At 73.2% G+C, this 23,557-nt stretch carries 21 protein-coding genes and 2 tRNA genes; 9 read left to right on the top strand and 14 right to left on the bottom strand.

Annotated elements, in window-relative coordinates:
• Positions 1–1,122 precede the first annotated feature (1,122 nt).
• The 3 genes from AC067U_RS25945 to pgsA are packed head-to-tail and all read right to left on the bottom strand — an operon-like array spanning position 1,123 to position 3,952.
• Positions 1,123–2,286 carry a glycosyltransferase family 4 protein gene (locus AC067U_RS25945; protein WP_478832150.1) on the bottom strand — a complete coding sequence of 388 codons (1,164 nt, stop codon included), beginning with the start codon at positions 2,284–2,286 and terminating at the stop codon, positions 1,123–1,125.
• A complete protein-coding gene (locus AC067U_RS25940; protein WP_478832149.1) occupies positions 2,283–3,224 on the bottom strand; it encodes a phosphatidylinositol mannoside acyltransferase in 942 nt (313 codons plus the stop codon). Before AC067U_RS25940 ends, AC067U_RS25945 begins: the two co-directional genes overlap by 4 nt.
• Positions 3,224–3,952, bottom strand: a complete 729-nt coding sequence (gene pgsA, locus AC067U_RS25935) for a phosphatidylinositol phosphate synthase (RefSeq protein ID WP_478832148.1) — start codon at positions 3,950–3,952, stop codon at positions 3,224–3,226. Before pgsA ends, AC067U_RS25940 begins: the two co-directional genes overlap by 1 nt.
• Before the next feature lie 190 nt (positions 3,953–4,142).
• On the opposite strand from pgsA, the gene AC067U_RS25930 reads away from it, so the two are divergent.
• Both AC067U_RS25930 and AC067U_RS25925 read left to right on the top strand, forming a co-directional pair.
• Positions 4,143–6,374 carry an elongation factor G-like protein EF-G2 gene (locus tag AC067U_RS25930; RefSeq protein WP_478832170.1) on the top strand — a complete coding sequence of 744 codons (2,232 nt, stop codon included), beginning with the start codon at positions 4,143–4,145 and terminating at the stop codon, positions 6,372–6,374.
• 105 nt (positions 6,375–6,479) lie between these two features.
• Positions 6,480–8,162 carry a hypothetical protein gene (locus AC067U_RS25925; RefSeq protein WP_478832147.1) on the top strand — a complete coding sequence of 561 codons (1,683 nt, stop codon included), beginning with the start codon at positions 6,480–6,482 and terminating at the stop codon, positions 8,160–8,162.
• Between the two features lie 172 nt (positions 8,163–8,334).
• Here the strand turns inward: AC067U_RS25925 and AC067U_RS25920 are convergent, their stop codons facing one another.
• Complete coding sequence (locus tag AC067U_RS25920) at positions 8,335–8,895, bottom strand: HIT family protein (RefSeq protein ID WP_478832146.1); 561 nt, start codon at positions 8,893–8,895, stop codon at positions 8,335–8,337.
• Positions 8,896–8,962: 67 nt separating this feature from the next.
• On the opposite strand from AC067U_RS25920, the gene AC067U_RS25915 reads away from it, so the two are divergent.
• Positions 8,963–9,628, top strand: a complete 666-nt coding sequence (locus AC067U_RS25915; protein ID WP_478832145.1) for a potassium channel family protein — start codon at positions 8,963–8,965, stop codon at positions 9,626–9,628.
• A 35-nt stretch (positions 9,629–9,663) separates the two neighbouring features.
• On the opposite strand, the gene thrS is transcribed toward AC067U_RS25915, so the two are convergent.
• Positions 9,664–11,640 carry a threonine--tRNA ligase gene (gene thrS, locus AC067U_RS25910; protein ID WP_478832144.1) on the bottom strand — a complete coding sequence of 659 codons (1,977 nt, stop codon included), beginning with the start codon at positions 11,638–11,640 and terminating at the stop codon, positions 9,664–9,666.
• 283 nt (positions 11,641–11,923) lie between these two features.
• Between thrS and AC067U_RS25905 the strand changes: the two genes are divergently transcribed.
• A complete protein-coding gene (locus tag AC067U_RS25905) occupies positions 11,924–12,520 on the top strand; it encodes a hypothetical protein (protein WP_478832143.1) in 597 nt (198 codons plus the stop codon).
• A 33-nt stretch (positions 12,521–12,553) separates the two neighbouring features.
• On the opposite strand, the gene AC067U_RS25900 is transcribed toward AC067U_RS25905, so the two are convergent.
• The gene (locus AC067U_RS25900) at positions 12,554–13,789 is read right to left on the bottom strand and encodes a hypothetical protein (protein WP_478832142.1); all 1,236 of its coding nucleotides are present in this window, start codon (positions 13,787–13,789) and stop codon (positions 12,554–12,556) included.
• Positions 13,789–14,334 (bottom strand): DUF4365 domain-containing protein, encoded by a 546-nt coding sequence (locus AC067U_RS25895; protein ID WP_478832141.1) that lies wholly within the window; start codon positions 14,332–14,334, stop codon positions 13,789–13,791. Before AC067U_RS25895 ends, AC067U_RS25900 begins: the two co-directional genes overlap by 1 nt.
• Positions 14,335–14,628: 294 nt before the next feature.
• Between AC067U_RS25895 and AC067U_RS25890 the strand changes: the two genes are divergently transcribed.
• Positions 14,629–15,354 carry an exonuclease domain-containing protein gene (locus tag AC067U_RS25890; RefSeq protein WP_478832140.1) on the top strand — a complete coding sequence of 242 codons (726 nt, stop codon included), beginning with the start codon at positions 14,629–14,631 and terminating at the stop codon, positions 15,352–15,354.
• Between the two features lie 46 nt (positions 15,355–15,400).
• Here the strand turns inward: AC067U_RS25890 and AC067U_RS25885 are convergent.
• Positions 15,401–15,472, bottom strand: a tRNA-Val gene (locus AC067U_RS25885).
• A gap of 39 nt (positions 15,473–15,511) precedes the next feature.
• Positions 15,512–15,967, bottom strand: a complete 456-nt coding sequence (locus tag AC067U_RS25880) for an SRPBCC family protein (RefSeq protein ID WP_478832139.1) — start codon at positions 15,965–15,967, stop codon at positions 15,512–15,514.
• 57 nt (positions 15,968–16,024) lie between these two features.
• On the opposite strand from AC067U_RS25880, the gene AC067U_RS25875 reads away from it, so the two are divergent.
• Positions 16,025–18,475 (top strand): SCO7613 C-terminal domain-containing membrane protein, encoded by a 2,451-nt coding sequence (locus tag AC067U_RS25875; protein WP_478832138.1) that lies wholly within the window; start codon positions 16,025–16,027, stop codon positions 18,473–18,475.
• Between the two features lie 321 nt (positions 18,476–18,796).
• Here AC067U_RS25875 and AC067U_RS25870 read toward each other — a convergent pair.
• Positions 18,797–18,868: transfer RNA gene (locus tag AC067U_RS25870), tRNA-Val, on the bottom strand.
• 78 nt (positions 18,869–18,946) lie between these two features.
• Entirely contained in the window at positions 18,947–19,372 is a 426-nt protein-coding gene (locus AC067U_RS25865; protein ID WP_478832137.1) for a TIGR02611 family protein, read from the bottom strand.
• A gap of 177 nt (positions 19,373–19,549) precedes the next feature.
• On the opposite strand from AC067U_RS25865, the gene AC067U_RS25860 reads away from it, so the two are divergent.
• Both AC067U_RS25860 and AC067U_RS25855 read left to right on the top strand, forming a co-directional pair.
• A complete protein-coding gene (locus tag AC067U_RS25860) occupies positions 19,550–19,963 on the top strand; it encodes an SsgA family sporulation/cell division regulator (RefSeq protein ID WP_030011909.1) in 414 nt (137 codons plus the stop codon).
• Positions 19,964–20,133: 170 nt separating this feature from the next.
• Positions 20,134–20,691, top strand: coding sequence for a CGNR zinc finger domain-containing protein (locus AC067U_RS25855; protein WP_478832136.1), 558 nt, complete (start codon positions 20,134–20,136; stop codon positions 20,689–20,691).
• An 84-nt stretch (positions 20,692–20,775) separates the two neighbouring features.
• Here AC067U_RS25855 and AC067U_RS25850 read toward each other — a convergent pair whose 3' ends face one another.
• Both AC067U_RS25850 and AC067U_RS25845 read right to left on the bottom strand, forming a co-directional pair.
• The gene (locus AC067U_RS25850) at positions 20,776–20,946 is read right to left on the bottom strand and encodes a hypothetical protein (RefSeq protein WP_478832135.1); all 171 of its coding nucleotides are present in this window, start codon (positions 20,944–20,946) and stop codon (positions 20,776–20,778) included.
• A 176-nt stretch (positions 20,947–21,122) separates the two neighbouring features.
• Positions 21,123–21,581, bottom strand: coding sequence for a hypothetical protein (locus tag AC067U_RS25845; RefSeq protein WP_478832134.1), 459 nt, complete (start codon positions 21,579–21,581; stop codon positions 21,123–21,125).
• Between the two features lie 169 nt (positions 21,582–21,750).
• Between AC067U_RS25845 and AC067U_RS25840 the strand changes: the two genes are divergently transcribed.
• Positions 21,751–22,272 (top strand): DsbA family protein, encoded by a 522-nt coding sequence (locus tag AC067U_RS25840; RefSeq protein WP_478832133.1) that lies wholly within the window; start codon positions 21,751–21,753, stop codon positions 22,270–22,272.
• Positions 22,273–22,632: 360 nt separating this feature from the next.
• Here the strand turns inward: AC067U_RS25840 and AC067U_RS25835 are convergent, their stop codons facing one another.
• Positions 22,633–23,457 (bottom strand): GNAT family N-acetyltransferase, encoded by an 825-nt coding sequence (locus tag AC067U_RS25835; protein ID WP_478832132.1) that lies wholly within the window; start codon positions 23,455–23,457, stop codon positions 22,633–22,635.
• Between the last annotated feature and the right edge of the window lie 100 nt (positions 23,458–23,557).

Below are 23,557 nucleotides of genomic sequence, written 5' to 3'. Positions count from 1 at the left end.
CCGTCATCTCAATGACGGGCCGGCCCCTGGTCCATTCCCGCACCTCACCGAAGAGACAGGCAGTCGCTTGGTGCACGCAGGCTCGGATGACGGCCGGTGGGCCGTCGAAAGTCCCCTGACGGTCGTGGAGACCGGCCTGATGGAAGCCAGGATCCGAGATCGCGATCCAATGGCCTCGACAGCCACCTGCATGGTGCCTAAATGGGGCAAATGGGTTGCCGTTGAGGGGTGTCGGGGCGGGAGGGGCAGTTTCTCGGGCTTTTTCGGCACGGTCTGGGTGCGGTTTCGGTCCGACAGGCGGCAGTGAGCCGCCCGATCCGGCAGACGGGGCGGTCCGGTGGGCGTCTTGGCCCGCTACGGGCAGCCCGCTCGCCCGGACCACGTACGAGCCCAGGCGATTCGGTCTCAGGCAGCCCGGCCCATGACGGCTGACGCCCGCCGTCCGACCGGAGCGCGTAGCGATCGTGGGCGCTTCTGCCCAGCGCCCCCGCCAGCCGCACCCGCCGTCTGTCCGGAGCGCGTAGCGATCGTGTGCGCTTCTGCCCAGCGCCCCGCCAGCCGCACCCGCGGTCCGACCGGAGCGCGTAGCGATCGTTGGCGGTCTATGTTCGGCCACCGGCGGGCCGTATCCGCCGAGAAAGAGAAGCGCGTAGCGATTTGGTGCGCCTGGACCGGCCTAAATTACGTAGATCTGATCCACTTCACCGCCGCGTCCGCCCGGAGGGCGGCTGGCCGGGCGGGAGCCGCTGCTCGTGCCCGTCAACGCCAGAGCGTCAGGGTCCGAAGGCTCCTCCCATGCCATCCTCCGGGGGCGGCCCGACAGTCCTTGTCGTTGCGTGACGGTCGTCGGTGTCAAGGGTGGCCCGAAGGGCCATCGGCTTGCCGACGCGACCAACGGGAGCGCCCTTGACGCCGGCGGCCGGCACGTAATGACACTGGGACTGACGGGCAGCCCCCGGGCACCCCCAGACGCCGCCCAGGCGAAGCACCGGCACAGCCCGACGCCGACCGACTGCGTCGTTCGGCTCGATGGCCCGGTGCCGGGGGCGGGTGGGCAACCCCCGTCGCGGCCCGGCGGAGCTCAGGGGGTGGAGCGGCCGCGAGCGGGGCCCGTAGCCCCCCTCAGCCCTCCCGCCCCAGCCCCAGCCGGATCCGCAGTGGGACGCGTTCGTCCGTGGCGACCGAGGCCGCGCCCAGGGTGACCGTTTCGTAGACCGCGAGGATGTCCGCGCCGACCGTGGACCAGTCGAAGCGGCGGACGTGGGCCGAGCCGTGGGAGGCCAGGGCCGCTCGGCGGGCCGGGTCGCGGAGCAGGGCGACGGCCGAGGCCGCCAGGGCGGCCGCGTCCTCGTTCGCGAAGAGTTCGCCCGCGGCCCCCTGGTCCAGCACCTGCGCGAACGCGTCCAGGTCCGAGGCCAGCACCGGCGCGCCCGCCGACAGGGCCTCGACCAGGATGATCCCGAAGCTCTCGCCACCCGTGTTGGGGGCGACGTACACGTCGACGCTGCGCAGCAGCCGCGCCTTGTCCTCGTCCGAGACCATGCCCAGGAACTCCACCTTGGCCCGGAGTTCGGCGGGCAGGGAGGCCACGGCCTCCTCCTCGTCGCCGCGCCCCGCCACCAGCAGCCGTACGTCCGGGCAGGCCGCCACGATGGCCGGGAAGGCCGCCATGAGCACGGGCAGGCCCTTGCGCGGTTCGTCGATGCGGCCGATGAAGCCCAGGGTGTTGCCCTGCCACTCCGCCTTCGGGGTGGCCGAGGCGAAGAAGTCGACGTCCACGCCGTTCGGGATGACGACCGCGTCGCCGCCGAGGTGCTCGACCAGCGTGCGCCGGGCGTACTCGCTGACGGCGATCCGGGCGCTGATCTTCTCCAGTGCGGGCTGGAGGATCGGGTACGCGGCGATCATCGCCCGCGAGCGCGGGTTGGAGGTGTGGAACGTGGCCACGATCGGTCCCTGTGCCGCCCAGCAGGTCAGCAGGCCCAGCGAGGGCGAGGTGGGCTCGTGGATGTGGATGACGTCGAAGGTACCGTCGTGCAGCCAGCGGCGGACCCGGGCCGCGGACAGGAAGCCGAAGTTCAGGCGGGCCACCGAGCCGTTGTACGGGACGGGGACGGCCCGGCCCGCGGAGACCACGTACGGCGGCAGCGGGGTGTCGTCGTCGGCCGGGGCCAGGACGGACACCTCGTGGCCGAGCCGGATCAGGTGTTCGGCGAGGTCGCGGATGTGGAACTGGACCCCGCCCGGCACGTCCCAGGAGTAGGGGCAGACGATGCCGATCCTCACGCCGGCCGCCTCTCCGCGTCGCCCTCACGCCCTGCGGCGTCCCTGTCCTTCAGGTCGTCGAGCCAGAGACGTTGCAGCATGTGCCAGTCCTCGGGGTGCTCGGCGATGCCGGAGGCGAAGGCGTCCGCGAGCGCCTGGGTCATCACCGCGGTCTTCTCCTCCCGGGTCCCGGTCTCCGGGACCTCCACGGGCGGGTGGATCCGGCCGTACATCCGGGGCGTCTCCCCGTACCAGAGGGTGGCCGGCAGCAGGACCGCCCCGGTCTGCTGGGCCAGCAGCGCCGGCCCGGCGGGCATCCGGGTGCGGCTGCCGAAGAAGCCGACCTCGACGCCGGAGGAGGACAGGTCGCGGTCGGCGACCAGGCAGACCAGTCCGCCCGCGCGCAGCCGCCGGGCGAGGACCCCGAAGGCCGCGCCGCCCGTGTGCGGCAGCACCTCCATGCCCAGGCTCTCCCGGTAGGCGACGAAGCGGTCGAAGAGGGATTCCGGCTTGAGGCGTTCGGCGACCGTGGTGAAGGGGATTCCGACGTGGGCGGTCACCCAGGCGCCGGCCAGGTCCCAGTTGGCCAGGTGGGGCAGGGCGACGACCACACCGCGGCCGGAGGCCAGGGCGTCGCGCAGGATGTGCTCGTCCTCCATCACCACGTCCCGGCCGAACCGCTCCTTGGGCACGGTGGGCAGGCGGAAGGATTCCATCCAGTAGCGCATGTACGAGCGCATGCCGGCCCGGGACAGCTCGCGCAGCCGCTCCGGCCCGGCCTGGGGCACCACCCGGGCCAGGTTCGACTCCAGGCGCAGCACGCTCGGCCCGCGCCGCTTCCACACGAAGTCCGCGATCCGCCGGCCCAGGGCCACGGCCGCGGGCTCGGGCAGCTTCTTCACCCCGGCCCAGCCGAGCCCGTACAGCCCGTCGGTGAGCCGGTCCCGTACGTCACCCATCAGGCGGTACCGGACCCGTCGGCTTCGGCGCGATCGCCCTCAGCGGGTTCGACCGCGGCGGCGGAGTCCGCCTCGGCGCCCTCGACCGCGGCTGCGGCGTCCGCCTCGGCGGACTCCCGCCGTACGGTGACCATCCGCTGGATCAGGGTGATCAGCGAGCCCACGGCCACCACCCAGAGGGCGACGGGCAGCAGCACGCCGATCCACGAGGGCACCCCGAAGGTCTGCAGCCCGGACAGGCCGGCCGCGACCAGGGTGATCACCAGCCGCTCGGCCCGCTCGATCAGGCCGTTGACGGCCACCGGCAGTCCGATCGACTCGCCCCGCGCCTTGGTGTAGGACACCACCTGGCCGCTGGCCAGGCAGAAGATCGCGACCGCGCACAGCAGCTCGTCGTTCCCGCCGCCCGCGTACCAGAGGGCCAGACCGCCGAAGATGGCCGCGTCCGCGACCCGGTCGAGCGTGGAGTCCAGGAACGCGCCCCACCGGCTGGAGACCCCGGCCTGACGGGCCATGTTCCCGTCGACGAGGTCGGAGAACACGAAGGCGGTGATGGTGATCGTGCCCCAGAAGAACTCGCCGCGCGGGAAGAAGATCAGCGCGCCCGCCACCACTCCGGCCGTGCCGATCAGTGTGACGGCGTCCGGGCTCACCCCCCGCCGGAGCAGAAACGCGGCGAACGGCGTGAGAACACGCGTGAAGAACGCACGCGCGTACTTGTTCAGCATGGCCTTCCCAGGGGGGTAGCTGGGCCGCACGGCCACCACGGCCACCGGCTGGCCCATCGTAGCCAGCGCCCCGGGGGGCCATGGTCGCGCACCCACCGTTGTGTCACTCACGTATGGACGGAGGGTGACGCCAGTGCAAAGCTTCAAGGACTCCATCCTCCTCACCGTCGCACCGGGAGGCGCGAGCAACATGGGCGACAAATCACACACCCGCGAGGCGCAGCACGCGCAGCGCGGACAGCAGCAGCCCGGAGCCGCCGGCAGGGCACTGGCGGCCGACCGGCCCGCCTCGGTACGGAACGTGGTGCTGGTCGGCCACAGTGGCTCCGGGAAGACCACGCTGGTCGAAGCCCTGGCCCTGACCGCGGGTGCGGTCAACCGGGCCGGGCGGGTCGAGGACGGCGCGACCGTCTCCGACCACGACGAGATCGAGCACCGGCAGCAGCGCTCGGTGCAGCTCTCCCTCGTTCCGGTCGAATGGGGCGGGATCAAGATCAACATCCTGGACACTCCGGGATACGCCGACTTCGTCGGGGAACTCAGGGCCGGTCTGCGGGCAGCGGACGCGGCCCTTTTCGTCGTCTCGGCCGCCGACGGGGTGGACGGCGCGACCCGGATGGTCTGGGAGGAGTGCGCGGCCGTCGGCATGCCCCGGGCCATCGTCGTCACCCATTTGGAGGCATCCCGCGCCGATTACGCACAGATGACCGCCGTCTGCGGCGAGATCTTCGGCGGGGACGACCCGGATGCCGTCATCCCGCTCTACCTCCCCCTGTACGGTCCCCCGGGCCCCGACGGCCACGCCCCCGTGGCCGGCCTGCTCGGCCTGCTGTCCCAGCGGGTCTACGACTACACCTCCGGCAGCCGGGTCGAACGCGATCCGGACCCTGCAGAGCTCGCGCTCATCACCGAGGCCCGGGCCCGGCTCATCGAGGGGGTCATCGCCGAGAGCGAGGACGAGTCCCTGATGGACCGGTACCTCGGCGGTGAGGACATCGACGTCAAGACGCTCATCGACGACCTGGAGCGGGCCGTGGCCCGCGGCACCTTCCACCCGGTGCTGATGGCGGCCCCGGCCGCCGAGGGCGCCCGCCAGGGCCTGGGCACCGTCGAACTCCTCGAACTGATCACCGGCGGCTTCCCCACCCCGCTGGAGCGCTCGCCCGTCGCGGTCACCACCCCCGACGGCCGGACCCGGCCCGAGCTGGCCTGTGATCCCGACGGACCGCTCCTCGCCGAGGTCGTGAAGACCTCCTCCGACCCCTACGTGGGCCGGATCTCGCTGGTCCGGATCTTCTCCGGCTCGATCCGCCCGGACCAGACCGTCCACGTCTCGGGGCACGGCCTGACGGACCGCGGCCACGAGGACCACGATGTGGACGAGAAGATCGGCGCGCTGTCCTCGCCCTTCGGGAAGCAGCAGCGCACCCTGACCCGCGCCATCGCCGGCGATCTGGCCTGTGTGGCCAAGCTCACCCGGGCCGAGACCGGCGACACGCTGTCCGCCAAGGACGATCCGCTGCTGATGGAGCCCTGGACGATGCCGGAGCCGCTGCTCCCGCTGGCCATCGAGGCCCACTCCAAGGCCGACGAGGACAAGCTCTCCCAGGGCCTGGCCCGGCTGGTGGCCGAGGACCCGACCATGCGGCTGGAGCAGAACCCGCACACCCACCAGGTGGTGCTGTGGTCCCTGGGCGAGGCCCACCAGGACGTGGCCCTGGAGCGCCTGCGCACCCGGTACGGCGTCCAGGTCGACTCCGTGCCGCACAAGGTCAGCCTGCGCGAGACCTTCGGCGACCGGGCGACCGGGCGCGGACGGCACGTCAAACAGTCCGGCGGGCACGGCCAGTACGCCATCTGCGAGATCGAGGTGGAGCCGCTCCCGCCGGGCAGCGGCCTCGAGTTCGTCGACAAGGTGGTCGGCGGTGCGGTGCCGCGCCAGTTCATCCCCTCCGTGGAGAAGGGCGTACGGTCCCAGGCGGCCAAGGGCGTCGCGGCCGGCTATCCGCTGGTCGACGTACGGATCACGCTGGTCGACGGCAAGGCGCACTCGGTGGACTCCTCCGACGCCGCCTTCCAGACCGCCGGGGCGCTGGCCCTGCGGGAGGCCGCCGCCGAGGCCCGGATCCATCTCCTCGAACCGGTGGCCGAGCTGACGGTGATGATCCCCGACGAGTACGTGGGGCCGGTGATGAGCGACCTGGCCGGACGCCGCGGCCGGGTGGTCGGCAGCGAGCCCGCGGGTCCCGGCCGGACCCTGGTGCGGGCCGAGATCCCGGAGATCGAGATCGACCGGTACGCCCTTGACCTGCGTTCCGTCTCGCACGGCACGGGCAGGTTCAGCCGGAGCTACGCCCGGCACGAGCCGATGCCGCCCCAGCTGGCGGACAAGATTCGCGAACAAGCGGAGGGGGGAAGTTAGTTGTCATAGCGTGTGACCGGCCGCCCACCCAACGCGCTTGCGGTGGGCGGCATTTCCCTGTCCCATGAGTCGGGGGCCGGGGAAGCACCAGAACAGCACGAAACGATGGGGGCGGCAGCGGTGGCGGACGACGGTTTCGATTTCAGGCCGGGGGCGCAGGTCCCGCTGTCGGGGGCGGGCGGGCAGACCGCCGCGACCAACGCCCTCGCCTCCGCCGCCTACCGGGACGGCTGGGACGCCGGGCTGGACAAGATACTCAAGGCCGACAACGAGTACCACAAGTCGACGATCAAGCCGGCCAAGCCGTGGGCCAGCGTTTTCAAGCCGAATCTCGGCGAGGCCTTCAGCCGGGCCGTGGAGGCCCGGATGCTGGGGGCCGCCCGCAAGCCGCTGATCCAGTCCTTCGGCGCCGATCCGCAGACCGTGGTCGAGCACTGTCTCTCGGCCTCCCGCATCCGGCGGGAGCGGGACCGCAAGCTGCGCTGGATCACCTTCCTGTGCGGAGTGGTGTTCCTGCCCGGGATGCTGCTGTGGCTGGGCCTGTTCCAGGTCCGCAAGCTGCTGGCCGGGAAGGCGGGCAAGGCCTCCTGGATGGGCACGGCCGTGCTGGTCGGGGTGGCGCTGGTGGCCCTGGTGGCGATGTTCCGGCTGCCCTACACCGGTTTCTGGGGCTACTACCTGCGCGGCATGATCATCGCTCCGGCCCTGGGCTGGTTCCTGGCCCGCCGGATCTGCACGAGCACCGCCCTGGACCTGCGGTCCCGCTGGGACGGGCTGCTGTCCGGCGGCGGCATCGCCGCGAAGATCCCCGAGGCGGTCCCGGGCAACCCCGGGGAGAAGTCCGCCGAGGAGCTCCGACACCAGCTCGCCAAGCTCACCGCGGAGGACCGCAGCAATTCCGTGTTCTACGCCGGCCCCAAGGGCATCCTCGGCATGGGCACGCGCTGGGGCAGCTGGCAGCTGGCCGAGGAGCTGGTCCCGAAGGCCGGGAACGCGGAGATCCACCCGTTCCGCAGCTGGGACGTGGTCCGCGCCATCCACGACCAGCTCACCCAGATCCACCGCGGTCCGCTGCACACCGGCGGCTTCCCCACCCCCGACGTCAAGCACTGGATCGTCACCCCGGTCGGCGAGGGCGCCGCGGAGGTGACCCGGCCGTCCGGGGACGTGGTCGACACCTTCCAGGTCAAGCCGCACGAGATCATCCGGGTCTGCAACGAGCAGCAGTTCGGCGCCGGAAACCGCCACTACCTGGGCATCCAGTGGCCGCTCTGGGACGGCCAGCTGGTCATCACCATGATGGTCACGGTGACCGTGCTCCACGAGACGCTCCGGATCGAGGTCACCGGCCACGCGCTGGGCCCGGTGCACGGGCTGTTCACCACGAAGTCCGAGGCCCACAAGATCGAGGTGCCCAAGAGCATCCGCTTCTGGGAGACGGTGGAGCGGGAGCTGCCCGTCTGCGACACCTCCGAGGTGGTCCGCCTGATGGTCCGGGCTCCGCTGACCTGGTACCCGCCGATCCTGGAATGGCTGGGCGGCAAGCTGGTCCTGCCGGAGCCCTTCGGCGCCCGCCACGTCTGGGCGGGCTCGATGTGGCGGCACCGCTTCATGGCGGACGACGCGATGCGCGCGGCGACGCCGGTCCTCCGCGTGGTGCACGCGGCCGCGATGCGCGTGCTGGAGGAGAACGGCTGCGACACCGAGCGCTTCACCAACCGCTCCATGATCGTCAGCGGCATCGTCCAGGAACCGGCCCCGCGCAAGGCGGACGTCTACGACGCCTGAGCGGCGACGAGTCGCGGTCGGAGCCGGTCGACGCGTGCGCCAGGCCCCGCCTCCCCTGACCGGGGAGGCGGGGCCTGGCAGCGTTCCGGCGGCTGCGCCGGGACGCGCGGAGCCGGTCGGGCGCAGCCGGTCGGGCGCGGCGTACGGGCGCCGGCGCCGCACGCCCGTGGCCTCAGCCCGTCGGCCAGGCGTCCGCCAGCATCTGGCGGGTGTCCGCGAGGAGTTGCGGCAGGATCTTGGTGTGGCCGACGACCGGCATGAAGTTCGTGTCCCCGCCCCAGCGCGGCACGATGTGCTGGTGCAGGTGGGCGGCGATGCCGGCGCCGGCGGCCGCGCCCTGGTTCATGCCGATGTTGAACCCGTGCGCCCCCGACGCCTTCCGCAGCGCGACCATCGCGCGCTTCGTCAGATCGGCCAGTTCCGCGGTCTCCGGGGAGTCGAGATCGGTGTAGTCGGCGACGTGCCGGTAAGGGACGACCATCAGGTGCCCGCCGTTGTACGGGTACAGGTTCAGCACGGCGTAGACGTGCCGGCCGCGGGCGACGACCAGCCCGTCCTCGTCCGACATCTCCGGGATCCCGCAGAAGGGACAGCCGTCCCCGGCGTCGGGGCCGGTGGGCTTGTTCTCGCCCTGGATGTACGCCATCCGGTGCGGGGTCCACAGGCGCTGGAAGGCGTCCTGGGTACCCACGCCGTTCTGCTGCTCCGGCTCAGTCGTCATGGCAAGCAGCATATGACCTTGTCCCCGGGCGGCGTGTCGCCGGGGCGAAGATCGTCCCGGTGGCAGCGATCCTGGCCCGATGAAGGACGAAGTGAACCCGCGCCTGCGCCGCTGGGAGGACCGGACCGAGCTCCCGCTGCTGGTCGCTTCCCTGGTGTTCCTGGCCGGCTACGCGGTGCACGTACTGGTCTCCGGCAAGGGCCTCTGGCCCGACATCGGCTTCATGGCGATCTGGGGCACCTGGCTGTGTTTCGTGGTGGATTTCGTGGTGCGCCTGGTGCTCAGTGGTCTGGGTCCGCTGCGGTTCATCCGGACGCACCTGCTGGACTGTGTGGTGCTCGTGCTGCCACTGCTGCGTCCGCTGCGGATGGTGAAGCTGTACAACGCCATGCAGCGGAGGCACAACGAGCCGCGCCTGAGCCTGCACGCGCGGGTGATCACGTACGCCGGCATGTCGGCGGTGCTGCTGGGATTCGCTGGGGCGCTCGCCGTCTACCAGTGCGAGCACGACGCGCCCGGCGCGACCATCCTGACCTTCGGGGACTCGGTGTGGTGGGTGGCCGAGACGCTCACCACGGTCGGCTACGGGGACGTCACCCCGGTGACCCCGTGGGGCCGCACCGTGGCGGTCGGGCTGATGGCCTGCGGCCTGGCCCTGCTGGGAGCCATCACCGGCTCGTTCTCGTCCTGGCTGGTCCAGGTGTTCACGCGTGAGGACGAGAAGGGCGGGGCCCCCGGGGAGTGATCCCGGGGGCCCCGCCATGAGAGTGCGGCCGCGCGTCAGACCTGGACGCGATCCTCGACGACCTTCACCAGCTTGGCGAGGGCCTCGTCCTTCGCGATCCCGTTCTCCTGGGAGCCGTCGCGGTAACGGAAGGAGACGGTGCCCGCGGCCATGTCCTCGTCACCGACGATGATCATGAACGGGACCTTCTGCTTCTGCTGGTTGCGGATCTTCTTCTGCATCCGGTCGGAGGAGGCGTCCACCTCGACCCGCAGGCCCTTCTTCTTCGCCTCGGCGGCGAACTCCTGCAGGTACTCCACGTGCGCGTCACCGATCGGGATGCCGACGGCCTGGACCGGGGCCAGCCACGGCGGCATGGCGCCGGCGTAGTGCTCCAGCAGCACCGCGAAGAAGCGCTCGATGGAGCCGAACAGCGCGCGGTGGATCATGACCGGGCGCTGGCGCGAACCGTCCGGGCCGGTGTACTCCAGGTCGAAGCGCTCCGGCAGGTTGAAGTCGAGCTGCACGGTCGACATCTGCCAGGTGCGGCCGATGGCGTCGCGCGCCTGCACGGAGATCTTGGGGCCGTAGAACGCGGCGCCGCCCGGGTCGGGGGTCAGCGGCAGGCCCTGCTTCTCGGCGACCTGCTGGAGGACCGCGGTGGCCTCCTCCCAGACCTCGTCCGAGCCGACGAACTTCTCCGGGTCCTTGGTGGACAGCTCCAGGTAGAAGTCGGTCAGACCGTAGTCGCGCAGCAGGTTCAGCACGAAGGTGAGGGTGCGGTCGAGCTCCTCGGCCATCTGCTCACGGGTGCAGTAGATGTGCGCGTCGTCCTGGGTGAAGCCGCGGGCCCGGGTCAGGCCGTGGACCACGCCGGACTTCTCGTACCGGTACACGGTGCCGAACTCGAACAGGCGCAGCGGCAGCTCACGGTAGGAGCGCCCGCGCGCGTCGAAGATCAGGTTGTGCATCGGGCAGTTCATCGGCTTGAGGTAGTAGTCGGTACCACCGTCGAGCTGCATGGGGGGGTACATGCCCTCCGCGTACCAGTCCAGGTGGCCGCTCTTCTCGAAGAGGGCGCCCTTGGTGGCGTGCGGGGAGTAGACGAACTCGTAGCCCTCCTCCTCGTGCCGGCGGCGCGAGTAGTCCTCCATGGTGCGGCGGATGATGCCGCCCTTGGGGTGGAAGACGGCGAGGCCGGAACCGATCTCGTCCGGGATGGAGAAGAGGTCGAGCTCGTTGCCGAGCTTGCGGTGGTCGCGCTTCTCGGCCTCGGCGAGGAAGTCGAGGTGGGCCTTCAGCTCCTCCTTCGACGGCCAGGCGGTGCCGTAGATGCGCTGGAGCATCGGGTTCTTCTCGCTGCCGCGCCAGTAGGCGGCCGCGTTGCGCATCAGCTTGAACGCCGGGATGTTCCGGGTGGTGGGCAGGTGGGGACCGCGGCAGAGGTCCTTCCAGCACAGCTCGCCGGTCTTGGCGTCCAGGTTGTCGTAGATGGTCAGCTCGCCGGCACCGACCTCGACGTTCGCACCGTCGTCGGTGGAGGCCGAACCCTTGATGCCGATGAGCTCCAGCTTGTAGGGCTCCTCCGCGAGCTCCTCGCGGGCGGCCTCGTCGGTGACCACGCGGCGCGCGAAGCGCTGGCCGCGCTTCTGGATCTCCTGCATCTTCTTCTCGATGGCCTTGAGGTCATCGGGGGTGAAGGGCTTGGCGACGTCGAAGTCGTAGTAGAAGCCGTCCCGGACCGGCGGGCCGATGCCCAGCTTGGCCTCGGGGAAGAGCTCCTGCACGGCCTGGGCCATGACGTGCGCGGTGGAGTGGCGGAGGATGTCGAGGCCGTCCGGGGAGGAGATCTCCACCGGCTCGACGGTCTCGCCGTCCTGGACCTCGTACGACAGGTCCTTGAGCTCGCCGGCCACGCGGGCGGCGATGACGGTGCGCTCACCGGGGAAGAGGTCGGCCGCAGTGGTGCCCGTGGTCACCACGCGCTCTTCCCGCTCGGAATCGCGTTGGATGATCACACGGACGTCTGACACCGGTCTCTCCTGCCTGAAGGGGGATGCGGCAGCGGACACTGCGCGCAACCCGAATCGTACCGAGCGGGACGGGGCCTCCGCTAAACGGTTACCGGTGGGGCGCGATCACGGCGGGAGCGGCCCCGGAGGCGTTCCCTCCGCCCGCCCGCCCCGTGCGCGTCCCACGAGGACCGATGACATCTGTCACTGTCCGTCGCCGTCGGCCGGGCGGGACCCTTTCAGGAAGGAAGACGAACCGACGGGGGGGCAGCCGGTGGCGGAGGCGGAGCACACGACCGGAACGGTGACGGGCAGGCCGCGGGGGACAGGGGTCGGCCGGGTGTGGGCGCGGTCGCTGCTGGCGGTCGCCGCCCGGCGGCCCGGTCCGGGCCGCACCGGCTCCGGGACGGTCCTGCGGCACTCGGCGGGGATACGCCAGCTGGTGCTGGTCCTGGCCGGCACGGAGGCCGTGGTGGCGTTCCCGCTGTCCTCCACGCTGCCGCCCGCGGTGCGCCCGGTGCACGCCGCTTTCGAACTGCTGCTGGTGCTGACCGGGCTGGGCCTGGTGGCCGCGGTGGTCCGGCACCCGCACGAGGTGCACGCCGACCGGGTGGTCCTGCGGACCGGCTTCCTCGGGGACGTGAGCCTGCCGCGCGCGGCCGTGCGCTCGGCCGTGCCGGTGGTGCGGACCGTTCCGGGCCGCGGCCCGCGTCCGGTGCCGGGCGAGCCGGACGCGGTGGCCTGCTCGCTGACCGGCTCCCTCGAGGTCGCCGTCCGCCTCGACCCTCCCGTCCGCCTCGACCTGGGACCGGCCGGCGTCGTCGACGCCAAGGTGGTCTACGCCTCGGCGGACTCCCCCACGGCCCTGGCGGCCGCCCTCCGCTCGGCCCCCGCCGCCTGAGGCCCCGGCCCGCGCCGCCGCCGGCCCGCCCCGTCAGTCGTCGGCGAGGTCGGGACCGGGGTCCGTGAGGGCGTCGTCCTCCAGGGACTTGCGGAGGCGGTCGCGGTCGATGTCGTCGAGCGGGACCGGGGTGACGTCGGAGACCTCCGTCAGCCGGCGGAAGCCGCCGCGCCGCTCCAGCCGGCCGCTGAGCCGGATCGGAACGCCCGCCAGGTGGGCGTGGCCGGCCACCCGGTACGCCGCCTCGTCGAGCGCCGCCCGGACGTACGGGACCTCCGCGCCGGACAGCACCCGGAGCCGGACCGTGCCCCCGCCCCCCGGGGCGGAGCGCCGCATCCGGACCACCGCCCCCGCGAGCCGCACGGGGACGGCCGGCTCGTCGCGGGTGTAGCGGGCGGCCGCCTCGCGCAGCGCGGGCAGGTCCCCCGGGGAGAAGTCCACCGGCTCGGGCCGGGCCGCGCAGCCCGCCGGGACACCGGCGGCGGGCGCCCAGGCCAGCGCGACCGTGGCGCCCTCGCTCCCGTGCACCAGCGCGATCAGCGCTTCGGCGAGCTCCCGGCTGACGCCCGCCGCGACGGCCGCGTCGAAGGCCTCCATGCCGCCGGTGGCCCGCCGGTAGTCGACCGCCTCCCGGGCCGCGTGCAGCGCGTGGTGCAGCCGGATCACGGTGCCGCGACCGCCGTCCACCGGCACGTACGCCGTCAGCCGGCGCCCGCCCGCCGCCGGTCCGACGAGCACCTCGTCCAGGGACCGTTCGGCCTGGCCGCGCCAGCGCGCCCCGTAGTAGCCGGCCCTGGCCCGGTCCGCCAGGGCGCCGGCCAGCAGCAACTGGCGGGCCGCCGAACGGAGTCGTTCCTGGGCGGGCCAGGACGCCTCGTCCCCGTCGCCGGCCTCGCGGGCCCAGCGGACCTCGTCACTGGGCACGGTCAGCCCGTAGAGCACCTCCCGGGCGGAGGCCAGCCCGCTGCGGGTGAGTGCCGCCACGGTCTCCTCCAGCAGGTCGGCGCAGTCCGGGAAGGCGCGGCTCTCCGGGACCAGGACACTGGTGCCGCCGCGCCCGTCGGGCGGGGTCCAGCGCCCGTACCGGCCGGGTGCGCCGCCGCGCCGCTGCCAGCCGTGCCGGCGGAGCAGGGCGGTGAGCACCGCCGGGTCGACACGCGCCGGGTCCGGCGCGGGACCGGACACCGGATCGGGCGCGGTACCCCGCGGCAGGTAGGCGGCGGGGAGCCGCGCCGGGTGCCGTGCCGGGTCCTGCGGGTGCCAGTGCATCAAGGTGTCCCTCCCGACCCGACCCGGGTCATGATCTCGCAGAGCGCCCGGTCGTCGAAGATCCGCGCGGTCGGGATCCGGACGGTGGTGCGGTGCCGGCCGGTCACCGGGGTGCCGGCCAGGTTGGTCCAGTAGCAGCAGTGCCGCAGGTCGAGCCGGTCGTGCCCGGCGCGCAGCCAGTCCGCGCGGTCCCGGGGAACGAGCATCACCACGAGGATCTTGTGGACGGCGACCGGTGTCCTGGCCAGCTTGACCAGGTGTTCGTTGTCGAGGGTGAACGGAAAGCTCGGTCCGGGCGGCCGGGCGGCCGTCTGGTAGGTGGCCTTCAGCTGCACCTTGATGGTGACCTCGTCGTCGACCGTGTGCGCGGCCGCGCCGTGACTGACGTGCCAGTCGATGCCGTTGTCGGGGAACGGCTGGGAGAGCGAGCACCCGGCCGCCGCCGCCACGGCGTGCAGGTACGCCACCTGAAGGGTCTCCATGCAGGCGGTGGTGGCGAGGCTGCCGCGCAGCACCTCACCCGGCTCGGGATGCGCGAGCGCCATGGCTCCCCCACGCCCTCCAGGCTCGAACGGCTCGATGGCTCGACTACTCGATGAACTCGATGAACTCGACGGCTCGATGGTGCGAATGTGATGTGGACCGCTCGAACGGCGTGGCCGGAGCCGCCGGTTCGACCGGCGCGGAAACCGACGCATGCTGATGGCCGTTCATGTGTACGGCCCCCCAAGGGTGTTGTCTCCGCACCCGGCACGCCGCAAACGGCGTACGGGGCAAACCTCCCGGGTATCACGGATGCGGGCAGGCCCCGCCTGCCCTTCGGGAACGAGGAGTTCGCCATGACGCGCTGGTACGAGGGCCCGCTGGCCGCATTCGACACAGAGACCACCGGTGTGGACGTCGAGCAGGACCGCATCGTGTCCGCCGCCGTCGTCGTCCAGGAGTGTGCGGGCGGCCGGGCCCGGGTGACCCGCTGGCTGGTCAATCCCGGGATCCCGGTGCCGCCCGGCGCCACGGAGGTGCACGGCCTGACCGACGAGCACCTCCAGCGCAACGGCCGCTGGCCGGCCCCCGTGGTGGAGGAGATAGCCCGCTGTCTGGCGGAGCAGCAGGTGGCGGGCCGCCCGGTGGTGGTGATGAACGCGCCGTTCGACCTGACCCTGCTGGACCGGGAGTTGCGCCGGCACCGGGCCTCCTCCCTGGCCCGGTACCTGGACAACCGGCCGCTGACGGTGCTGGATCCGCGGGTGCTGGACAAGCACCTGGACCGGTACCGCAAGGGCCGCCGGACGCTGACCGACCTGTGCGCGCACTACGGCATAGAGCTCGCGGAGGCGCACGACGCGGCGGCGGACGCGCTGGCCTCGCTGGAGGTGGTCCGGGCGGTGGGCCGCCGCTTCGCGGCGCGCCTGGAACGGCTGAGCCCCGCGGAGCTGCACACGCTGCAGGCGGTGTGGCACGCGGCACAGGCGCGGGGTCTGCAGGCCTGGTTCGCGCGCAACGGTTCGGAGGAGGCGGTGGATCCCCACTGGCCGGTCCGGCCGGAGCTGTCCACGGCGGCGTGAACACACGAAAAAGCCGGTCCGTCTGAGACGGACCGGCTTCTCCCGGTGGGCGATACTGGGATCGAACCAGTGACCCCTTCGGTGTGAACGAAGTGCTCTCCCGCTGAGCTAATCGCCCGGGAACGCACTGAACAATACACATCCGGCGGGGGTTCGTTCAAACCGCTTCCAGCCGGGCGGCCAGACCGCGCCGTCCGGCCCGCATCATCAGGGCGTGGTTGAGCAGGAAGAGCGGCCGCCCGGGGACCGCCAGCCGGCGCAGCGCCGGCTTCCGCACGGTCACCTCCTGCTCGTAGAGGGCCCGGGTGCCTCCGGTGCCGAGCGGCCGCAGCGTCCAGCGCACCCAGCCTTCGAGATCGCCGTGGAGCGCGACCTCCAGCACCCCGCGGTCCGGCTCCGCCCGCCGTTCGCGGGCGGTGACGTGCAGCTCGTACGGGAGGAAGGACCGGAAGACGGCGGTGCCGGCCCGGTCGTCCCCGGGGGCGGCGTCGACCCGGCGGACCTGGGGCCACCAGAGCGGGTAGTCGGCCGGACGTTCCAGGACGGCGTAGACGCGCTCGGGCGGTGCCGGCAGGTCCCAGACACTACGGAAGCGGTAGTGACTCCAGTCCATGCATCTGAGTATCCGTACCCATGTCCAGGGCGCGTGACCGGCACCACACTTCGGAGCATGGACATACCGCTGCCGCCGGCCGAGGAGCTGGCGCTCATCGACCGTGAACTGGCCCAAATCGATGCCCGCCGCACCTGGTTGCTGGGTCGTCGCGCCTGGCTGCTGAACCTGCTGCGGGCCTCCGAGGCCGCCGCGCCGCGGACTCCGGCCGTGCCCGGGCAGCCCTGGGCGCCTCCTGGACAGCCGGGGCCGCGCCGGGACGCCTCGGCACCCGGTGCGCAGAACCTGCTGCTGACGCTGGGCGCCGTGCTCCTCGCGGTGGCCGCCCTCGCGTTCACGCTGGTGAGCTGGGGCTCGATGGGCCTCGGAGGCCGGTCGGCGGTGCTGGCGGTGGTGACCGCGGCGGGTCTGGCCACGCCCGCGGCCCTGCTGCGCCGCGGCCTGCGGTCCACCGCCGAGTCGGTCGCCGTGGTGGCGCTCCTGCTGACGGTGCTCGACGCGTACGCGGTGTACGCGGTCGGCCTGTCCGGGACGGACGGCACGGCGTACGCGGCCGGCGCCGCGGCGGTGCTGGCGGCGGGCTGGGCGGCGTACGGGCTGGTCCTGCCGGGGCTGCGGACGCCGCTGCCGGCGGCGGTGTTCACCGCGCAGCTGCCGCTGCCGCTGGCGGCCCTGGCCGCGGAGGCCGGCCCGACCGGGACGGCCTGGGCGCTGCTGCTGACGGCTGCCCTGGACGCGGCGCTCGTGCTGTGGGCGCGGGCGGGTGCGGTCGTCAGGTGGTGTGCGGGTGTGTCGGGTGCGGTGCTCGGGGCCGGTGTGCTGCTGATCGGGCTGGGTGTGTCGGCGGCTTCCCGGGCGGGCGCGGACGCGCTGGCTCCGGGGGCGCTGCTCGCGGCGCTGGCGGTCTGCTGCCTGGCCGCGGCCTGGCGGGCTGCGGCCGCGACGGGAGCCTCGGGTGAGTCGGGCGCCTCGGGCTCCTCGGGTACGGGCCGGGTCGCCGGGTACGGGCTCGCGGTCGCGGGCGGGTTCGCCGCGGTGGGCGCGGTCGGCGGTGTGCTGCGGCCCCCGCTGCACTCGGAGTGGTTGCCGGTGGTGTTCCTGGCGGTGGCGCTGCCGCTGCTCACGGCGGTACGGGCGGGCGGCCTGCCGGTGCCGGTCCGGCGGGGCCTGGCCGCGGCGGGGGCGACGGTCGCGGCGCTGACGGTGGCGCTGACGGCGCCGGCCGTGCTGGTGGCGCTGGCCTCCCCACTGGCGGTGCTGGACGAGGTGTGGGAGGCGTCGGCACCGTCCGTGTCGCCGGTGTGGCCGGGGGTGGCCGTCGCGGCGGTGCTGCTGCCGGCGGCGGCCGCGGCCGCGTGGCTGGGGCGCGTGCTGAACCGTCCGGAGCCGGGTGTGGTGGCCGTGGTCCTGGGGTGGGCCGGGCTGTTCACGACCCCGGTGGCGGCGGAGCTGCCGGCCGGCGCGGTGCTCGCGGTGTGGACCGCGGTGACCGTGGCCGCGCTGGGCGCGGCGCTGCGGTGGACCGGTCCGGCCGGGTTCCGGGGGGCCGGGGTGGCGGCCGCGGCGTGTGCGGCGCTGGGTGCGGTGACCGTTCCGGTGGCCGCGCTGGACGGGCGGACCGCGACCTTCGCGGTGTGCGCCGTGCTGGGTGCGGTGTGCGCGGCGGGCGCCGCGTACGGGCCCGCTCCGGTCTGGCTGCGGGCCTGCTCGGCGGTGGCGGCCCTCGGGTACGCGACCGCGCTGCTGGTGGCGCTGGGGGCCCTGCTGGAGCTGCCGGTGGCCTGCTGGGGGCTGCTGGTGCTGGTGGTGCCCGCGGCGGTGGCGGTCCGGCCGCCGGGACGGTCCGGGGGTCCGGTGCCGCGGGTGCCGGTGGAGCTGGCGGCGGCCGGCGCGGGCCTGCTCGCGGTGGCCCTGGCGGTCGGGGACCCGGCCTGGCTGGCGCTGCTGCTGGCGCTGGCCGGGGTGGTGTGCGCGGGCGCGGCGGTACGGGCGGACCGCCGCCGGGTCGGGTACGCGGCCGGGGCGCTGTTCGTGGCGGCGACCTGGGTGCGGCTGGCGGACTCGGGCGTGGCGGTGCCGGAGGCGTACACCCTGCCGGTCACGCTGCCGGCGCTGGCGGTGGGGCTGCTGCGCCGCCGGCGCGACCCGCAGGCCTCGTCCTGGACGGCGTACGGCCCGGGGCTGGCGGCGACGCTCCTCCCGAGCCTGTTCGCCGCCTGGGGGGACCCGCACTGGCTGCGGCCGCTGCTGCTGGGGCTGGGGGCGCTGGGCGTGACCCTGGTGGGCGCGCACCGCAGGCTGCAGGCGCCGCTGGTGCTGGGCGGTGCGGTGCTGGCGCTCGACGCCCTGCACGAGCTGACGCCGTACGTGGTCCAGGTGGTGGACGCGCTGCCGCGCTGGCTGCCCCCGGCCCTGGCGGGCCTGCTGCTGCTCGCGGTGGGGGCGACGTACGAGAAGCGGCTGCGGGACGCCCGGCGGCTCCGGGAGGCCCTGGGGCGGCTGCGCTGAGCGAGCCCGCCGGCCCCGCGGACGGCCCGGGTGGCCGGCGTGCGGAGCCCACGGCCGGGCCCCCTCCCCGGGCCGAGCCCGGGTGGCCCGGCCGTGGGCTCCGCACGAGCTCCGCCTCCGTGGGGCCACGGGCCCCCGAGGTCGAGGATGCGTGATCCGGGTGCGGACCACGGGGCGGCCGTCGCCCGCCGAGCCCTGCGAGCCCACCTCGCGGGCGACGCCCCGACGGGGCCTGCTCCCGCTCCCGCCCGGGCCTCGGGACGAGGGCCGGGAACGCCGAAGGCCCGGAGACTTCGGGAAGTCTCCGGGCCTTGGTCCGGGTGGGCGATACTGGGTTCGAACCAGTGACCTCTTCGGTGTGAACGAAGCGCTCTCCCACTGAGCTAATCGCCCGGGCGCACCGCAAACATTACCGCATGTCAGCGGTGCCTTTGACCATCTGCCGGACGGCGGAGGGACGGCCGCCGGAGATCACCCGCCGTTGATGTCCCAGGGCATGGTCATCCCGTACTCGTAGACGTACACCCCGAGCAGCGCTCCGCAGATGACCAGGCCGATGGCGGTCAGGATGATGTTGCGGCGCCGGACCTTGGGGTCGAGCGCCTTCTTGGCCGCCTCGGTGACCTTGCGCTTGGTCCAGCGCAGGACCAGCTGGGCCCACACGAATTCGGTCGCCCAGATCGCCATGCCGGCGAAGATGATCACCCAGCCGGGGCCGGGCAGCGGCAGCAGGATGACACCGGTCACCACGACGGCCAGGCCGACGATGAAGACTCCGACCTGCCAGCTGACGTGGAGGCTCTTGCGCGCCTTGATGAAGCCCGGCGCCCTCGAACCGAGCGGCTGCTCCGTTTCGGGCATCTCCGTCGTCTTGTCTTCGTCACTCCCCGTATTCATGAGCTCGAATCTACCCGAGCCGGAAGCACACGTGAATGACCCTTTGGATCCGCCGTCCGAGGGACCCGAAGGTCCGCAAAACGGTCAGAGGGGTTTACAACGGCACCGTAGGTGGCATGTCGATTTCGCCGACGTGCGAATCCCCGAGCGCACACTGAGCGAAAGGCCCTGGCGCTTATGAACACCACGGTCAGCTGCGAGCTGCACCTGCGCCTCGTTGTGTCGAGCGAGTCCTCACTGCCTGTTCCCGCGGGCCTGCGGTATGACACGGCCGACCCCTACGCCGTGCACGCCACCTTCCACACCGGCGCCGAGGAGACGGTCGAGTGGGTCTTCGCCCGCGACCTCCTCGCGGAGGGCCTCCACCGGCCCACCGGTACCGGAGACGTCCGCGTCTGGCCGTCGCGCAGCCACGGCCAGGGCGTCGTCTGCATCGCCCTGAGCTCACCGGAGGGAGAAGCCCTGCTCGAAGCACCCGCGCGAGCTCTCGAGTCGTTCCTCAAGCGGACCGACGCCGCGGTTCCACCCGGGACCGAGCACCGGCACTTCGACCTCGACAAGGAGCTCTCCCACATCCTGGCCGAAAGCTGATCGCTCTCCACTCAGCAGAGCCAGCCCGACCGCCGCTCGACACCGTCCGACTCGGGGCGACGGTGTCGAAGCGGACAGCCACACACAGCACCACCGGCGCTGTTCCCGCGGAAGCCGTCCGCGGGAACAGCGCCGGTGCGCTTTCCGCACGAAGCGCTAGAGTCGACGGCGTGCAGATTCCTCACGACACCCGCCGGGCGCTCGACGTGGTCGTCGCCCTCGTGAACACCGCGCCCGAGGGCGACGAGCCCGACGGGCTGACGGACATCGGGGCACTGCGCGCCTTCGTGGACGAGTTCTCCATCAGCGACGTCGGCGAACTCGGCGCCCGCGACCTCGCCGGGGTGCGCACCGTGCGCGGCAAGTTCGCCCAGGTGTTCGCCGCGCCCCATGCGCGGGCCGCCTCGGGGCTGATCAACGAGCTGGTCGCCACGGCCGGCACCACCCCGCAGCTGACCAACCACGACGGCTACGACTGGCACGTGCACTACTTCGCGCCGGGCGCCTCGGTCGGGGACCACCTGGCCGCCGACGGCGGCATGGCGCTGGCCTTCATCGTGGTCTCGGGCGAGCAGGAACGGCTGCGCCGCTGCGAGGCGCCGGACTGCCGCCGCGCCTTCGTGGACCTTTCCCGCAACCGGTCCCGCCGCTACTGCGACAGCCGTACCTGCGGGAACCGGCTGCACGTGGCGGCGTACCGGGCCCGGCGCAAGGAAGCCGCCGAGTAGCGCCCGCCAGGGCCGGCGGCCGGACGGACCGGGAAGACCGGGAGGACCGGGAAGACCGCAGCACCGGGCGGGTCCGCCTCCCGGTCACAGCAGGAACAGGTCGTGCACGGCGGCGAGCAGCAGCAGGGTGCCGATCACGGCCAGGAAGATCATCAGCGGCGGCTGGGAGAGCGCGAACAGACATCCGCGCGGCTCCTCGGCGGCCGCGGAGACGGAAGTCCGTCCCGGCGGCTCGCTCTGTGTTGTGTCGAGCATCTCGGGCCGATGATGGCGCAGGTCACCACCCCACCCCCCTCAACACGCCAGCACCTGTACGGGGGTTGGCCGTTTGCCGCGCTTCGTGACCGGAATGCTTGCGAACCGGGTCAGGCTCCCGATCACCTGCGATCACTCAGCGGCGGCGCCCCGGCCCCGGTCCGCCCGACAAGCCCTTAGATCCCGTGCTTCTTGAGGATCGCCTCGATGTCGGAGAAGTCCTCCTCGGGGGCGGCGGTCCGCTGCGGCGCCGCGGGCTTCTGGCGGGTCCCCGCGCCCAGCGAGGGTGCCGAGGCGCCCGGCGCGACGGCCTCCGGACCGGCCTCGCTCTTCCTGCCCCGGCCCGCCTTGACCGCGGACTTCTCCTTGCCCGCGCCCAGGCTGCGGCGCTCCACCGCCCGGGTGGTCACCAGCAGCAGCCAGGCGAGTCCGAGCAGGCCGAAGCCCACCCACACCGACGGCTGGAAGACGATGTTGCTCAGCCACTCCACCACCCCGGTCATCACCAGACCCACCGGGATCAGCGAGTACGCGGCGATGCGGGTCGCGGCGAGGAAGCGCTTGCGGTACGCGGTCAGCGCGGCGAAGCCCAGGCCCGCCGCGGACACCGCGGAACATATGGTCTCGGCAAGCATGCGGTCCTCCAGCCATGGGTGATGCGTCCGTCATCCATCCTGCACCGGTCCCGGTGCTCCGGGCCACGCGCCGGGCGGTCCCGGGCCCGATCTCCGGGAGAACTCCGGGTCCCGGATCCTCCGCAGGTCCCGGTCCGGGTCGCCGGGCCCGGGCTGGGAGACTGTCCCCATGACCCACTCCACGTCCCCCGCCTCCCCCGGCCCCGTCGTGCTCGAAGTCTGGTGCGAACTCCAGTGCCCGGACTGCCACCGCGCGCTCGACGACGTGCGCGCCCTGCGCGCCCGCTACGGCGACCGGCTGGACATCGTGCTGCGCCACTTCCCGCTGGAGAAGCACAAGTACGCCTTCGCTGCCGCGCAGGCCGCCGAGGAGGCCGCGGAGCAGGGCCGGGGCTGGGCGTACACGGAGGCGGTGCTGGCCCGGACCGGGGAACTGGGCAGCCGCGGCGAGGCGTTCCTGATCGATGTCGCCCGTGAACTCTCCCTCGACGCAGAGGAGTTCGACATCGCGCTGATCGACGGCCGGCACATCCTGACCGTGGACGCCGACCAGGCCGAGGGCAAGGCCATCGGCGTGACGGGCACCCCGACGTACGTGATCGGCGGTGAGCGCCTGGACGGCGGCAAGTCCCAGGACGGTCTGCTCGCCCGCATCGAGGAGATCGCCGACCGGCTGCTCGCCGGGAACTGAGGCCGGGGCGCGCGTCGAACGGGTCACCGACCCGCTTGGCCGCGCGGGCAGCTCGGCAGCCCACTGCCGGACCCGGGTTGTCGTCCTCCCTCGCCGATGGCCGGGCCCAGCGATTCGGGACTCGACGGGTCGGGGGTTTCCGGGTACGGCCCCGCGCCCACGGTGGCGGTGTCCGCCGTCGGCCCCGGGCAGGCGGTGCGGAGGGGACGGACCCCGGCGGAACGGGCGGAACGGGCGGTCCGGGTTCCCCCGCGGCTGTCCGCCTCCGCCGTCGGAACCGTACGGCCGAGGATGTCCTCGCGCGGGCGCGCCGGGCCCCGTCGGCCGGACGGGACCTTGACGACGCGACCTGGATCGGACCTAGATCAGGTCCTTGGCGAAGTTGACGGCCGTGGGCCGGTAGCCGAGGGACTCGTAGAGCCGGCGGGCCGGGGTGTTGCCCTCGAAGACCTGGAGGCCCAGGGTGCGGGCGCCGGTGGCCAGGGCGGTGCGTTCGGCCAGGAGCATCAGGCTGCGGCCGTGCCCCCGGCCCCGGTGCGCGTCCGCGACCTCCACGTCGTAGACGTACGCCGCGCCGCCCGGGCGCGCCACCCACAGGTGGCCGACCGGCCCGCCGTCCGCCTCCAGCACCACCAGGTCCGCGCCGGGGGTCTCCAGACCCTGCGGCAGGGAGTCGGCGTGGTCGGCCTCCGACTTGGCTCGGGCGGCTTCCTCGGGCATGCCCCGGCTGCTCCAGTCCTCCGCGTACGCCACGATCGCCCGGGCCAGCCACGGCCCGTACTCGGCCTCCGTCATCGGGCGGCCGCGCACGCCCTCGGGCAGCGCGGGGGGCTCGGCCGGCAGGTCCTTGGACATGGTGCGGCTGTACTCGGTGTAACCGAGGGCCGTCGCCATCCGCAGGCCGGCCACCGAGTCGGCCGGCACCGCGACCCGTACCCGCCGGCAGCCCCAGGACCGCAGCACCTCCTCGGCGGCGAGTGCGGCGACGGTGCCGCGGCCGCGCCGCCGGTCCGGCCCGTCGATGCTCAGGTCCCGTATCTCGCCCACGCTGGGACCGAAGGGGGTGTCCGAGGCCAGCAGCAGCGCGCCGACGCGCCGGCTGTTGACCCGGACCTCGTACGGGCGCGTCCGCGCGCCCCCGCTGCTCTCCTGGAGCGGCCCGCTCGGCCGCAGGGTGGTGGTCATCAGGATTGTTCTACCCACCCGGGGGCCGCGCGTCAGCCCGTTTACGGCCCGTCGCGGCCCTCACAGGACCTCTCTCGGCCATCTCCTCCGCCCGGGAGGC

The sequence above is a fragment of the Streptomyces sp. NPDC043853 genome (assembly GCF_056436025.1).
This window is presented reverse-complemented; position numbering and strand designations above follow the sequence as displayed.

Coding starts and splice junctions, on each gene's coding strand:
- AC067U_RS25940 (WP_478832149.1), bottom strand. CDS start 3,224: ATGGGTGACGTACGGGACCGGCTCACCGACGGGCTGTACGGGCTCGGC.
- pgsA (WP_478832148.1), bottom strand. CDS start 3,952: ATGCTGAACAAGTACGCGCGTGCGTTCTTCACGCGTGTTCTCACGCCG.
- AC067U_RS25930 (WP_478832170.1), top strand. CDS start 4,143: ATGGGCGACAAATCACACACCCGCGAGGCGCAGCACGCGCAGCGCGGA.
- AC067U_RS25925 (WP_478832147.1), top strand. CDS start 6,480: ATGGGGGCGGCAGCGGTGGCGGACGACGGTTTCGATTTCAGGCCGGGG.
- AC067U_RS25920 (WP_478832146.1), bottom strand. CDS start 8,895: ATGCTGCTTGCCATGACGACTGAGCCGGAGCAGCAGAACGGCGTGGGT.
- AC067U_RS25915 (WP_478832145.1), top strand. CDS start 8,963: ATGAAGGACGAAGTGAACCCGCGCCTGCGCCGCTGGGAGGACCGGACC.
- AC067U_RS25900 (WP_478832142.1), bottom strand. CDS start 13,789: ATGCACTGGCACCCGCAGGACCCGGCACGGCACCCGGCGCGGCTCCCC.
- AC067U_RS25895 (WP_478832141.1), bottom strand. CDS start 14,334: ATGGCGCTCGCGCATCCCGAGCCGGGTGAGGTGCTGCGCGGCAGCCTC.
- AC067U_RS25890 (WP_478832140.1), top strand. CDS start 14,629: ATGACGCGCTGGTACGAGGGCCCGCTGGCCGCATTCGACACAGAGACC.
- AC067U_RS25880 (WP_478832139.1), bottom strand. CDS start 15,967: ATGGACTGGAGTCACTACCGCTTCCGTAGTGTCTGGGACCTGCCGGCA.
- AC067U_RS25875 (WP_478832138.1), top strand. CDS start 16,025: ATGGACATACCGCTGCCGCCGGCCGAGGAGCTGGCGCTCATCGACCGT.
- AC067U_RS25865 (WP_478832137.1), bottom strand. CDS start 19,372: ATGAATACGGGGAGTGACGAAGACAAGACGACGGAGATGCCCGAAACG.
- AC067U_RS25860 (WP_030011909.1), top strand. CDS start 19,550: ATGAACACCACGGTCAGCTGCGAGCTGCACCTGCGCCTCGTTGTGTCG.
- AC067U_RS25850 (WP_478832135.1), bottom strand. CDS start 20,946: ATGCTCGACACAACACAGAGCGAGCCGCCGGGACGGACTTCCGTCTCC.
- AC067U_RS25845 (WP_478832134.1), bottom strand. CDS start 21,581: ATGCTTGCCGAGACCATATGTTCCGCGGTGTCCGCGGCGGGCCTGGGC.
- AC067U_RS25840 (WP_478832133.1), top strand. CDS start 21,751: ATGACCCACTCCACGTCCCCCGCCTCCCCCGGCCCCGTCGTGCTCGAA.
- AC067U_RS25835 (WP_478832132.1), bottom strand. CDS start 23,457: ATGACCACCACCCTGCGGCCGAGCGGGCCGCTCCAGGAGAGCAGCGGG.